The following is a 12,598-nucleotide window of genomic DNA, read 5'->3' as shown; positions in this document are numbered from 1 at the left end:
TAGGCAATATTGCTGTTAAGCCTTCGCACTGGCAGCTCAATGCAGAGATTCCTCCACTTATTGCTGGTGTTGCCATCGTGCTTATCTGTTTTCTCGCCTTTGATTTTTTTCCTGGTGTTCCGGGATTTATTTTTACTATGCTGAAAATCAGGAAGTAGTTCTCTGTCAGTAAAGCAGCAAGTATAATATAAAGAATTATAGATTGTATTCCCATTGTAAAATATATGTAGTTGACCCTCATTATAATCCCATAATAAAAGAAATATGGAACTTGAAAGGATGAAAAGTCAGCGTATATTGAATCAACGACTATTTTTGTCGGTTCTACAGGTATGCTGATTACCAGGAATCTTGAAATAAGAAGCATTATGAATAATATAACAACAAACGTTGCCCCTTTATAAAAAAGCGGCCTGTTGCCCTTAAAATATAAATTATCTATCACATCGGTATAAAATGCTATTACAAGGAATATCATTATTTCCATTAGAGGATACACTATGTATGTGAACAATAGTATTATAAATGTAAGTAGTCCTATAAAGAGGAAGTACAGATATACTCTATTAATTATTGAATTTTTTCTAAAAAATACCAGCATTGGTAATAATACATATGGAATCAGGATCACTATGAACTGATATATAGATGGATATAATCGTGTAGAATATACAACAAAAATACCGGTAAGTGCGGAATATATAAATAAATATAATGTAAAAACGGATATAATAAGACTTTCCACTACTTCTCGCTTCATTTAATCTATTGGATATCTCATGATAAGGATAAGTTTAATTATAGAATAATATCTACAATTAACTAATAATAAAATCATTAAATTGAGTTTCGCATGCTTGATATCGTATTTTTAATAGGTATAATCACAATTGTTATTATGGTAACATATATAGTACTGACATTTTCCTATATAATCAGGCATAAGTATGATATTTCATTTTTAAAAGTTGCTACAATTGGAATTTTTACTGCTATGATGGCCAGCATGCTTGATGCGTTTTTATTTTATATAACAACAGCCCATAATTTTATAGATACCGGACTGGCTTTTACATTTGGCATGATATTGATGTCCCAACCCATAGTTGCAGTGTTCGTTGGAGTACTGCATGGAGGTGTTGACAGAAAAGGGTTGACTCAAGCAAATGCAACGGCATTTACTGGTTTGATAATTTGGAATGAAGTTTCCATGGGATTATTTTTATTTTATTTATTTAATCCAACAATAATCCACTTTGATTACTACCATGCTTTTTATTCCTTTGATTTTGTAAGTGCCCTTAGCAATGGAATAAATACAATATATTTTCTCGTGCCAATGAGTGCAGAAATGTTCTTCCTTTATCTTGTCTACAAACCAAAAGGAATGCATAAATACGCTGCTATATCAATATTTACAATGGATTTATTCGCACCAACTATTTTAGGTAATGATAAATTTGTTTTTATTGGCGGGGTAGGGGAAACGGCAGTTATGATCATATTTATGATTATATTTTTTGAATATATTGCAAAACACAAACTCATCTTGCCAAAGGATGATGCGTACCACATTAAAATGATATTCATAGATTATCTTTTAATGGGGACTGGAACATTTATCGGAACAATTATTTTAAAGCCATTCGGATTTGCCTGGATTTTCTTTGCAATGGCTATAATTTTCGGTATGTGGTATTATTTCCAGAGTATGTTTTCTATTAAAAAACCAAGTGTAGACGTTCAAAAAACAGAAAATAATGTTGTAATCAAACGGAAGAAAATAGTGAATAAACCTGCAAGATTAATATTTTTTGTCCTTGTTGCATCATTTGTATCTGAATTATTTATGGCCGGGTCAATGGATTTCGCCACGTACAATTATCTGCCATTTTACCGTGTAATAGATACACTTCCGGTATATCATGGCGCATCAGTTGCTGGTTTCTATGCCCATGACGTATTAAAAGAGTTTGTTTCTCCTTTTGTTCCTGCATCAACGGGAATTAACAATTTTCTGGTATTTTATGGAATGGTTGGAGGTGTTTATAAGTTTACTCCGATATCTACCTTTATAGAAATCCTTTATATAATTGGATATATAACTGATTCACCCACATTTTTATTAATTATGGGGATAGAGATGATGGCCCTTGTAGTGGCAAGAATACGCGAATTAAAGGACAGAGGAAAAAAAATCAACCTGGTATTCGCACTTGCAGCATATATTTTATATACGACAATAGGGCCGAATTTTCTGAATCCGCTGTATTATAACAAACTTCCATTATGGGCAAATACAGGAGCCCAGGCAGCGCTTTATCCATATCTGATATTGCCACTTCTTGGATCATATGCATTGTATGCATTTCTGGCACTCCTCTTTGGCAGAAGGTCTTACTGTTCAACTTTGTGCCCTTCGGCAGTTATGTATGGAGGTACACTGGGGCAATCAATGGTTAAATACAATTACGAATCAAAAATCAGCAAAAAGCAGAGATCAAGCCATTTCACAGATGCAGTACTGTTTATAGCGAGTGGTTCATGGATCTGGGCCATCCTTGCCTCTTTGTTTTCATACATGTATACCACAACAGGCAACCTGAGTTTCAGTATTTACGGAATAGACCCATCTGTATTTTATTCCTATTTTATATGGAATGTTTTATGGTATATATTCTTCTTTTCCATTCCATTTGTAGGCATGAGCCCATGCAGAAAATATGGATGGTGCTCCACAGGAACGCTTGTGGGCTTCTTCAGTGTTCTTGGTTTCTTTAAGTTGAAAGTTAAGGATAAAAATGTTTGCAGAACCTGTGAAACAAAGGCATGCGCAACATCCTGTGAAGTGGGATTATCGACAATGCCCGGTGAATTCATTAAAAATGGGACATTTAAAAGTGTTAAATGCGTCGGGGCAGGTGACTGCCTGAGGGCATGTCCATACAACAATATATATTTCTATGATGTCAGGAATTTTATTAGAGAAAAATTAGGGCACAGCAATAAAAATATAAATAACGATATGGGATTTGCTATGATAAAAAAGAAAAGTGAAACTGAAGAATTTAAGGTGAAGTAAGTGAATGTAATTTTGTATTATTATTTTGCATTCCAGGTGATCCTTGCATTTGGAATAATAATTGTCGGAGGAACAGTAGAAGGTTATGGTTACGGATTATCCCTCGGTACAAAGTGGCCATATACAAAGGATATGCCACTAAAAGCAAAGGCCGGCGATCCAGAAGTATGGCACAGAATACTGGCAACGTTGTTAGGAGTCAATGCTGTGATTATGTTAGTTCTTGTGCATGGTTCCCTTGAGATAACAGGTTTAATTCTGGTTATAATTACAGCATTGCTTGGAATGGCAACACTTTATACACTGGCTGGGAAAGCACCTTCTGTAGTTCAGGGCCTTCACGACATACTAGCGTATTCTACGGCTTTGACATATTTGTTAATAATTTACCCGGTAGCCAGCAATGTTCTGGAACTGATAGTACATAACATACCACTTTACTTCTTCTTTGCAGTAATATATATGGGAGGAATGACAACAGGAGAAAGAGGTTATCAGAAGGCTATAGGATATTTCAAAATACCCAAAACTAAAGCACAGTGGATATGGACAATACATGGCCTTGCGGTATTGCTGTTTTTATTCTCCCTGATACTGTTCTTCTTTAATTACAATATTGCACTGATCATAATAGGAATGCAGATTATAGTTGGAATAATTGTATTTATATCTGTTAACAAATCAGCATCTAAACCGGGTTTTATAGTTCCGATACACCAATTTTTTACAATATTAATTGTTCTTTCTATAGTTTTTCAGCTAAGTTTGTTTAAATAATTTAACTGTAAAATATTTTTATTTTATTGTTTTTTGAATTATGGCCCTTAACTGCCTCCGTAATAACAAATCCAGTGTTGTTGGCGGGATGTTAACATCCGACGATAATTCCTTCAGCCCAATTTTTTTTGGCACGTCAAAATATCCCCTTTCGAAAGCCTCCTTAAGAATATACTCTGATTTAACGTTTATGTGCCTTCCATTGGACATTCTTATATTGCTGTCGGTTATATCATATATCTCTTTTAATGCTTCATCAATATGCCTTATCTTATTGTAGTTATTAACATCGAATTCCCAGAACATATTCCCGGAATAATCTATTCTTTCAAGGTTGATTTTATTTGAAGGTATCAGTAGTTTTCTTTTCATAATTTCTACTAATGGGCATCCCTTAGCCCTAAGTTTTACTATGATCACATTGTCACTTTTCTCAATTATATCAATGTATTCGGCATGTTCATACGTATTGAAATATTCAATTGTTTTCTTAATAATATCTGGTGATTCTGCATAAATTGAAAGTATTTCATCGATATAATTATCTTCTATTGTCTGATCTATAATTTTAATTCTGATATTAAGGTTATTTATTAGTTCGGAAGCAAAGCAATCTCCATATTTGAATGAGTAAAGTACATGCATACAAAATCATATAAATATATCTAACAGGTAATTAAGGTTTGTTACCTTTTATGTTATTAATATAAGTTATATGCTGTAAACATTCTTATAATTACTGTTTCAGTCATAGAATTACGAATTAATTTTATCAATATTCAATATAACTACAGCCAGCATACAAAGTAATATAATAAATAATACAATACAGTTCAATATGATGCGTGCTTTTGATAGGAAACAGTTCAGAGTACTTTCACTGGTTTCAGTTACAATAGGCTTGAGAACGCTTGGGCTCTTCATGGTGCTTCCCATATTTACACTGTATGGAGAAAAATTTACTGACTCATATTTATTGATTGCCATAGCACTGGGTGCATATGGTATTACCATGGCATTATTTCAAACACCTTTAGGCCGATTATCGGACAGATATGGAAGAAAACTTATTATTTCTGCAGGCATTGCTACTTTTATTGCAGGCAATATTATATGTGCTTACCCGGTAAATATATATGGGCTCATACTTGGCAGGCTTGTGGAAGGTGCAGGTGCTGTAAGTTCGGCTGGAATTGCACTGGTACATGAAAGTGTTCCTGTTAACAAAAGAAATATTTCAGACGCAATAATTGGAATTGCTATTGGCTTATCATTCATGCTGGGTGTTGTTGTAGGCCCGATACTCACAACCGTATTTAACTACTCTTCAATTTTCATAATAGCAGCTTTAGTAGGTGTTTTCTCATTTATTCCATTATTGAAAATTAAGGAAACTAAAAAAGAAAGGCTCTTTAAAATTAAGGCGAAAATAGATTCAAAATTAGCAGTTATATCATTAATAAGTTTCTTTATCTATTTTTACATGATTATATTTTATTTATATTTGCCAATATATTCATTAAAATATTTTCCGGTCTCCAGATTTTATGAGTTTCTTCTTCCAGTAGTTTTTGTTGCTGGCATCGTAGGACTGTCAATAGCCAGGCCGGCGGATAAAAATAAAACTGTATTGTTTTCGCTTGTATCACTTGCAGTACTGCTTGTAAGCGTTCCTTTATTCTTCCTGAATAATAGAATAACTGATGTAACATATTTTGCCCTAAGTGTAACTGCGTTTTATTCAGGCTATATTATAAGTGAAACTGTATTTCCTACACTAATTACAAGGCTTGCACCAAAAAACAGCTACGGCGGGAATCTTGGTTTTTATACATCTATGCAGCATGCAGGTGTGTTCTTTGGAGCTGTTATAGCCGGTTTACTTATAATAAATATTGACCATGATTTATCAATAATGATTCTGCTTTTAGCTTCATTTATATTCAGCATAATACTTTTGTATTTTATCACACACTTTCATGAAATTTATCTAGAAAAGCCACAGGAATAATTTCCTATAAAGCTTATTTGTAGAATATGTTAAACAATACAAAATATAAGTCATAATGATATATTTGACAGAATCATGAAAAAATGGATACTTGTGCTGGGTATTGTAATGTTATTAATCGGTGTTTCACTGTATGCATATAGTAGTTTAGAGAAACCTAAGATCAGTGAGAATCAACTTACTGTTAAGGGAGATGAATATATATCTAAAAATATTACAGTGAATTCAAAAAGTTTCATTATATCTGTAACCAATCCCGCCAGTGCTTCAGGGCTTGTTAAAGCAAATGAAACAAAAATCGTTGATAATGGGACTGTGCTTGCACAATTGAGCCTGCCGACCTATACAAGCTTTGGCAATATAAAGGAGTACAGAAATCTAACAGAGGGAAAATATGTTTTTATTGAATTTTCCGGATCCCATCCAGCCACATCAATAACCTATGGCCCTACCAGTTATCTTGTTTATATTGGGTATGTTGCTGATTTTTCCACATTTTTTATATTAATAGGAATCATAGTTATAATAGCTGGCATTCTCCTAAATAGCAAATTCAAGATAAGGGATTTCTAATTTTAAATATATAATTTAAAAAGTTAAAATAGTATTTTGACATAGTGTTATTTAACTGACTGGGTCCGTAGCTCAGCTAGGTAGAGCGATGGACTCTTAATCCATCGGTCAAGGGTTCAAATCCCTTCGGACCCGCTTTATCTTTTTATTATTTTTTGTTTAGTCTAGATAACATTTTGTGGAATATAAACTATATGTGATATCCTGAAATGAGTTCCTTAATATATTTATTGAGAGAATATATCTTTTTAAACAAAAGATTATATATGCATTTTTAAATACGGGACTATGAAAACGAGAGTAAAAGAATATAACGGGAAAAGCGTGGACCTTGACAAGTTATCAGCTGTTATAGAAACATATTTCCAGAATGAGAAATTTAAAACGCAGCTGGGAAAACATCCAAATGGAACATTAATACAGGCCACAAAAGAGGGGTTGCTCAGAAGCATAGCAGGTATGGACAGAGCATACTCCATTACAGTTTCAGGTACACCTGACGATGCAAAAATATCTATTGGCATGGGAAAATGGCTTCAGGATCTGGGAGTTGCAGCAATAGAAAGTTTTCTACTGACACCGGAACTTGCATTTTTCGAAGTCCCTGAATCATTATGGAGCTTTGAAATAGAAGATAAATTCTGGAAATATATAGAAAACCAGATAAATCTTGGCATACAATAATAGCATTTTGTATGACAAGTTTATTTTATTTGTATTGTATATTGTAAGTATGTTTTTTTGGACCATCATCGGAATACTGGCAGGATTTTTTTCAGGCATAGCAGCAGGAATGCTCATATATTATAAAATAAGCAAAAAATTTTATTCCAATGCGGAAAATAAATTAAAGATCTCCATGCATGATTTTATCGAAACAGAAAATAAGAATATTCTGGATACAAGTACAATGGCTTTTAAAAACGCTCTGGAACTGGAAAGAAATGAACGTGAAAATGCCGGACTAAAATTAAATGTCCTGATAGACCCGTTAAAGGACTCATTAAAAGCTTATCAGAGTTATATAGAAAACATAGAGAGAGAACGCAAATCGGAAACTGGAGAGCTTAAGGGGAATCTTGATACATTATCAAGGAAAATCACAGACCTGGAGCATGATACAATAAAATTGTCAGGAGCACTTAAAAATTCATCAATAAGGGGAAAATGGGGAGAAATCACATTGAAGCGTACTGTGGAAATAGCTGGCATGATGCCATACTGTGATTTCATTGAACAGGCTGTTTCTGATGATAAATTAAATAAGCCTGATATGATTGTAAAGCTTCCAAATCATAGAAGTATTATTGTGGATTCAAAAGTGCCATTGAGCGGATATTTTGAATATATGGAAAATCAGGATGAAAAAACATTTCTTGACAGGTATATATCAATTTTTAACAGCCATGTAAGAGAACTTGCATCAAAGAAATACTGGGAAAAATTTGATGGTTCTGTAGATTTTATTATTATGTTTCTGCCAATGGAATCACTGTTAAGCCTTGTGATGTCAAATAAACCAGAAATTGTAGAGGATGCTATTTCTAAAAAAGTTATAATAGCAACACCTGTTACTCTCATATCATTGCTGCTCACCATTCATATGGGCTGGAAGGATTTGAATACCGTAGAAAACTTCAATGGCCTTATAAATAAAATCAAAGAGTTTTATGGAAATATACAGGCATTCGTGAGTGACTTCAATGAAACATCAAAAAATCTTTCAAAAACAGTGGAATCTTTTAATAAAACAACACTTGATTTGAAAAGCAAACTTGATCCTGTAATAGAGAATCTGATAAAAACTGATGTGATAAACAATGCAAAAATTGATTTAAATGGAGTGGAAAAAAAACCTGTCGAACTGGATGATTACCTGAAATGAGTGAATAATCTGTGATCTGAATCTCCATCGAACAGGCCGATTCTAATTGCCGAATCAATCCATCCATAGGAATAATTTAAGGCTGCAAAAGCATTGATAAAATCGTTGTGTTCGTAGAAATATTTTGCATCATTATAATAATTTAAAACCATGTCCATATGGTCTTTTGCTATTCCGTGTATATATGAGTCCTCTGGAGCAATTATGCGTATTTTTGCCAGAGCTGCTTTTTCCAGTTCAAAATATTTTTCTACCTTTTCCTTTATTTCCATAAAAGAAGTATTATTGTATACTATTTAATTTTAGAAGTTATTTTTCCATAGGCAATTAAATGTTTTATGCTTTAATAATCAGGCAATAGTAAGAATAGACCCGTAACCAATTAGTCTCCATCTGTTTGATATTCTTCTTCCTATAGCTATTCTATCGTTTATATTTGCAGCTACAGGGTATTTCAATGATACACTTGCCTTATCTTCTTTCATTGATGTTACAACACCAATAGTATTTGCTGTACCAACTGTAAGCATTATCATCTCATTTGATTTTAATGGGTCCACATTAACTTCTTCATCAAATCCAACAACGCGATTCAACAAATGTATATCCATTTCCATATTAAATATGGTTTTTGGGACATTGCCCTTTAATCCAACTATTCTGCCTGTAAAGGAATCACCCTTTGTAAGAAAAGGATCAAGTTCCGTTCCAATAGCAGCAAGGCCACCAGGCAAAATAGAATCGTATGATGACGATCCTGCCATTAGAGATGTGATTGTTGTTGTTACATTTTCCCAGACATTTTTGTTTCCCTTTGTACTCTGTATGCCTGGAGAAATTTCAATTTCGTCCCCAACTTTAAGCATCCCTTTTATTAATGCACCGCCGAGAACCCCACCCTTCAGCTTGGATGGTTTTGTTCCCGGCTTATTTATGTCAAATGACCTTGCTATATACATCATTGGTAAATCGTTATCATCAAATTTTGGAGTTTTAATTGTCTTTTCTATTGCTTCTAAAACCACATCTATGTTTGTATTGTGGTAAGCACTAACTGGAATAACAGGTGATTTTTCTGCAACGCTTCCCTTTAAAAATGATTTTATTTCCTTGTAGCTTTCAATTGCCCGTTCTTTTGTTACAAGATCTATTTTATTCTGCACTACAATAATTTCTTTTATGCCCATAATTTCAAGGGCAGTTAAATGCTCCCTTGTTTGTGGTTGTGGGCATGTCTCATTTGCAGCTATTACAAGAATTGCGCCGTTCATTATTGATGATCCGGCAAGCATAGTGGCCATCAATGTTTCATGCCCTGGTGCATCAACAATTGAGATGACACGCGATAACTGGCATTGTTCTGAATTCTTTTTATTTGAATAAAATTCTTTTCCTGTTTCATCTATACATTTATAGATAGGTGTATCTGCATATCCAAGTTTAATTGATATACCCCTTTTAACCTCTTCAGAATGTATATCTGTCTTTTTGCCAGTAAGGGCAAATGTAAGAGTGCTCTTTCCATGGTCAACATGACCAACCATGCCTATATTAACAGATGGCTGTTCCATTATTGTTCTCCTTTATCTTCTACTTCTTCCTTTGCTTCAAGTGATGTTGCACCGTACTGTGTAACCACAAGGTTAAGCTGAGATATATCCGAGCCAATTATATTTCCCCTGAACGTTACTCTTTTCCTGATGCCGTTTTTGCCTTTTCTTCCCTTATTATATGTTATAAGTATTCTCTTCTTTCCAAGAATTGAAAGGTCTTTCTTCATTGGAAAACCGTCATTTGCGCTTCCCCCTGTTAATTTCATCTTATAACCAGGCATTTCAAAAAATATGCCATCAATTTCTTCCCCTATTTTCCTGCCAGCCAACGAACCGAGAACATCATCTGAGATTTCCTTTTTATATGTTTTACCGGTTTTTTTATCTGCAATTACTGCTACAACCATAATATACACCTTAAACTTTATTTATTCCTAATTATATGCTTATTAATAAAATTATAGATTAAAAGTTTCTGTGGAAATCTTATTTTATACCTTTTGAAATCAAAAAATCGATGAATTTATCAAGAGCCCTACCCCTGTGCGAAATAATATTTTTTTCATCTACTGATAACTCTGCTAGTGTTTTATCATAGCCTTCAGGTATGAATATAGGATCATAACCGAATTTATTGGAACCTGCTTCTCTACCAGATATTTTTCCATTTAGAATCCCGGAAAAAGTATATATCTCATTTCCATTGCTGAAGCCTATTACTGTTTTAAAAAATGCATCTGAACCTGAAGCTATTTTTAAAATAATAGAGTTTCCAAGTGTATCCTGTACATATGAAGCAAATGGTCCGGGAAAGCCTTTCAGTGAGTCAATATAAAGCCCTGTATCATCTATAAAAAATGGAGATTTAATTTCTTGATTTAACTTGATGCAGCTATCTCTGCATATGGTTTCATTATCGTCTGCCTGTATTTCTTCATACTTCATTTTTAGCCATTTTAACTCTAGCCCATTTTTCCTGAACAGGTCTTCAACTTCGTTATATTTATGTGAGTTGCTTGTGATAAAAGTTATCATGTACAATAAATTGCATTATAACTTATTAAATATTTTATTAAACGTACCTCCTTCGCTGCCTTATATCAATAAGTGCCTTTACGATTTCATCATAGTTTCCTGATCTGCTTTTATAAGAATCCAGAAAAGTTTTTTCCAGTTCCCCTGAATTTGAATACAGGCTTCTAAAGGATTCTGTTAGAAGAAACAGATCGTCTGCTATGTCTTCTATTTCACAGTTGATTTTTCCCATACTGGGATCTATAAAATATATCTGATCCTGTAAAACGAGAATATTGTTAGGATTTAAATCGCCATGTGCAATTGAAAAATTATGCATTTCAGCCACAAGGATGCCAAGTTTATTGATTATTTCAATATATTCCCTACCTTCCCTTATTAATTTGTTAATTGTTATGCCATTAATTTTTTCCATTGTTATTGAAAAATTGTATTTATCAAAATCGTAAAGTACCGGAGCATTTATTCCATTACTTTTCATCCTGAAAAGAATGTTAAATTCGGTTTTCATCCTCTCCATCCTTATTTTCTTGTCCAGTACCGGATTTCTGTAATCTTTCTTAATTCTCTGCTTGATAATGGCTTCCCTTCCATAAAATCGGGATTCTGATATAACTGCCTCTGCACCTTTATTGCTACTTATTTGCAAATTTTTGGATTTTATCCATGGTGATTCTACTTCATCTATACGGAATCTCTGATTTACCTTTGTATCCATTATATTTTGCCTCTGGCCTGCAAGATACATTAACATGCCGGCCTGAGCTATCATCGCACCGTTATCCATGCAGTATTCTTTATCTGTAAGATATGCAGTATAGCCCGATGACTTTGCCATTTCCGATACCATTGACCTTAACCTGTCATTCCTCGCAACACCGCCTGCAAGTAGAATTTCTTTTTTATCTGTATAATAAAGAGCTCGCTCAAGTACCTCTACTAGCATGGCAAAAGTTGTTTCCTGTATACTGTAGCATATATTTTCAATTGATTCTTTTCCTGTGTAATTCTTTGCTGCTGTATAAATTCCTGAAAATGATGTATCCATGCCCTTTACAGAATATGGCAGATCAAGCAATTTATCGCCTTTCAATGCAAGCGATTCTATTTTTGGCCCGCCAGGAAATGGTATTCCTATGTCCCTTGCAAACTTGTCGATAAGGTTTCCCAAACCTATGTCCATTGTTTCCCCAAGAACATGGTAAGAGTTTTCTTCGTGTGCTATTATCTGGGTGTTTCCACCTGAAATATAGAGCATAATTGGATCTTTAGCACCAGAAAGTTTTCTTCCAATTTCTACATGGCCAAGAGGGTGGTTAACTCCGAGCAATGGAATATTATATTTTATTGAAAATGCCCTGGCAGCAGTTGCCACTACCCTGAGGCATGGACCCAGTCCCGGGCCCATAGAAAAAGCAACCAGATCTATGTCCTCCGGCGACAAACCGGAATTGTCAAATGCTTTTTTCATTACTGGTATTATTTTATCTGCGTGGTGAATTGCAGCTTCCCGTGGATGAATGCCTCCTGTTTCAGGAATATATGTGGAAGAAAAGTTTGATAAAATATTTTTTTCATCTACAATGCCTGCACTTACAGTATGCGCCGTTCCTTCAAGGCCAAGAATTTTCATATAACATTATTGCCATATATTATTTTACTATTGCATTAAAAAATAAAAT

12 protein-coding genes, 1 tRNA gene and 1 pseudogene are annotated in these 12,598 nt (G+C 33.9%); 7 read left to right on the top strand and 7 right to left on the bottom strand.

Annotation, left to right across the window (positions count from 1 at the left end; genetic code table 11):
* Positions 1-745 (bottom strand): annotated as a pseudogene (locus WKI77_RS02770) (hypothetical protein); the annotation flags it as partial.
* 153 nt (positions 746-898) lie between these two features.
* Between WKI77_RS02770 and WKI77_RS02765 the strand changes: the two are divergent.
* Positions 899-3,082: a 4Fe-4S binding protein gene (locus WKI77_RS02765; protein ID WP_337860306.1), complete on the top strand. Its 2,184-nt coding sequence runs from the start codon at positions 899-901 to the stop codon at positions 3,080-3,082.
* Positions 3,083-3,859 (top strand): cytochrome C oxidase assembly protein, encoded by a 777-nt coding sequence (locus WKI77_RS02760; protein WP_337860305.1) that lies wholly within the window; start codon positions 3,083-3,085, stop codon positions 3,857-3,859.
* Positions 3,860-3,877: 18 nt separating this feature from the next.
* Here WKI77_RS02760 and WKI77_RS02755 read toward each other — a convergent pair whose 3' ends face one another.
* The gene (locus WKI77_RS02755; RefSeq protein WP_337860304.1) at positions 3,878-4,504 is read right to left on the bottom strand and encodes a helix-turn-helix domain-containing protein; all 627 of its coding nucleotides are present in this window, start codon (positions 4,502-4,504) and stop codon (positions 3,878-3,880) included.
* Between the two features lie 193 nt (positions 4,505-4,697).
* Between WKI77_RS02755 and WKI77_RS02750 the strand changes: the two genes are divergently transcribed.
* The 5 genes from WKI77_RS02750 (at position 4,698) to WKI77_RS02730 (ending at position 8,328) form a co-directional block, all read left to right on the top strand.
* Positions 4,698-5,870 (top strand): MFS transporter, encoded by a 1,173-nt coding sequence (locus WKI77_RS02750; protein WP_337860303.1) that lies wholly within the window; start codon positions 4,698-4,700, stop codon positions 5,868-5,870.
* A gap of 75 nt (positions 5,871-5,945) precedes the next feature.
* Positions 5,946-6,443: a hypothetical protein gene (locus WKI77_RS02745; RefSeq protein ID WP_337860302.1), complete on the top strand. Its 498-nt coding sequence runs from the start codon at positions 5,946-5,948 to the stop codon at positions 6,441-6,443.
* Positions 6,444-6,504: 61 nt separating this feature from the next.
* Positions 6,505-6,578: transfer RNA gene (locus WKI77_RS02740), tRNA-Lys, on the top strand.
* A gap of 153 nt (positions 6,579-6,731) precedes the next feature.
* Complete coding sequence (locus WKI77_RS02735) at positions 6,732-7,127, top strand: hypothetical protein (protein WP_337860301.1); 396 nt, start codon at positions 6,732-6,734, stop codon at positions 7,125-7,127.
* 49 nt (positions 7,128-7,176) lie between these two features.
* Entirely contained in the window at positions 7,177-8,328 is a 1,152-nt protein-coding gene (locus WKI77_RS02730; protein ID WP_337860300.1) for a DNA recombination protein RmuC, read from the top strand.
* Here the strand turns inward: WKI77_RS02730 and WKI77_RS02725 are convergent.
* The 5 genes from WKI77_RS02725 to WKI77_RS02705 all read right to left on the bottom strand — a co-directional run bounded on the left by WKI77_RS02725 (position 8,316) and on the right by WKI77_RS02705 (position 12,549).
* Positions 8,316-8,600 (bottom strand): DUF357 domain-containing protein, encoded by a 285-nt coding sequence (locus tag WKI77_RS02725; protein ID WP_337860299.1) that lies wholly within the window; start codon positions 8,598-8,600, stop codon positions 8,316-8,318. The genes WKI77_RS02730 and WKI77_RS02725 overlap by 13 nt on opposite strands.
* A gap of 78 nt (positions 8,601-8,678) precedes the next feature.
* Positions 8,679-9,899 carry a translation initiation factor IF-2 subunit gamma gene (gene eif2g, locus WKI77_RS02720; protein WP_337860298.1) on the bottom strand — a complete coding sequence of 407 codons (1,221 nt, stop codon included), beginning with the start codon at positions 9,897-9,899 and terminating at the stop codon, positions 8,679-8,681.
* Complete coding sequence (locus tag WKI77_RS02715; RefSeq protein ID WP_337860297.1) at positions 9,899-10,288, bottom strand: 30S ribosomal protein S6e; 390 nt, start codon at positions 10,286-10,288, stop codon at positions 9,899-9,901. Before WKI77_RS02715 ends, eif2g begins: the two co-directional genes overlap by 1 nt.
* Before the next feature lie 79 nt (positions 10,289-10,367).
* Positions 10,368-10,916 carry an RdgB/HAM1 family non-canonical purine NTP pyrophosphatase gene (gene rdgB, locus WKI77_RS02710; protein ID WP_337860296.1) on the bottom strand — a complete coding sequence of 183 codons (549 nt, stop codon included), beginning with the start codon at positions 10,914-10,916 and terminating at the stop codon, positions 10,368-10,370.
* 37 nt (positions 10,917-10,953) lie between these two features.
* Entirely contained in the window at positions 10,954-12,549 is a 1,596-nt protein-coding gene (locus WKI77_RS02705; protein ID WP_337860295.1) for a bifunctional N(6)-L-threonylcarbamoyladenine synthase/serine/threonine protein kinase, read from the bottom strand.
* Positions 12,550-12,598 lie beyond the last annotated feature (49 nt).

The sequence above is a fragment of the Ferroplasma sp. genome (assembly GCF_037442045.1).
Classification (GTDB): Archaea; Thermoplasmatota; Thermoplasmata; order Thermoplasmatales; family Thermoplasmataceae; genus Ferroplasma.
The sequence above is the reverse complement of the archived record's forward strand: the minus strand, read 5'-3'. Positions and strand labels throughout refer to the sequence as shown.

What these genes read in the sequence shown, in the direction of transcription:
- eif2g (WP_337860298.1), bottom strand. Translation starts at nt 9,899, where the DNA reads ATGGAACAGCCATCTGTTAATATAGGCATGGTTGGTCATGTTGACCAT.
- WKI77_RS02750 (WP_337860303.1), top strand. Translation starts at nt 4,698, where the DNA reads ATGATGCGTGCTTTTGATAGGAAACAGTTCAGAGTACTTTCACTGGTT.
- WKI77_RS02725 (WP_337860299.1), bottom strand. Translation starts at nt 8,600, where the DNA reads ATGGAAATAAAGGAAAAGGTAGAAAAATATTTTGAACTGGAAAAAGCA.
- rdgB (WP_337860296.1), bottom strand. Translation starts at nt 10,916, where the DNA reads ATGATAACTTTTATCACAAGCAACTCACATAAATATAACGAAGTTGAA.
- WKI77_RS02715 (WP_337860297.1), bottom strand. Translation starts at nt 10,288, where the DNA reads ATGGTTGTAGCAGTAATTGCAGATAAAAAAACCGGTAAAACATATAAA.
- WKI77_RS02735 (WP_337860301.1), top strand. Translation starts at nt 6,732, where the DNA reads ATGAAAACGAGAGTAAAAGAATATAACGGGAAAAGCGTGGACCTTGAC.
- WKI77_RS02705 (WP_337860295.1), bottom strand. Translation starts at nt 12,549, where the DNA reads ATGAAAATTCTTGGCCTTGAAGGAACGGCGCATACTGTAAGTGCAGGC.
- WKI77_RS02730 (WP_337860300.1), top strand. Translation starts at nt 7,177, where the DNA reads ATGTTTTTTTGGACCATCATCGGAATACTGGCAGGATTTTTTTCAGGC.
- WKI77_RS02755 (WP_337860304.1), bottom strand. Translation starts at nt 4,504, where the DNA reads ATGCATGTACTTTACTCATTCAAATATGGAGATTGCTTTGCTTCCGAA.
- WKI77_RS02765 (WP_337860306.1), top strand. Translation starts at nt 899, where the DNA reads ATGGTAACATATATAGTACTGACATTTTCCTATATAATCAGGCATAAG.
- WKI77_RS02745 (WP_337860302.1), top strand. Translation starts at nt 5,946, where the DNA reads ATGAAAAAATGGATACTTGTGCTGGGTATTGTAATGTTATTAATCGGT.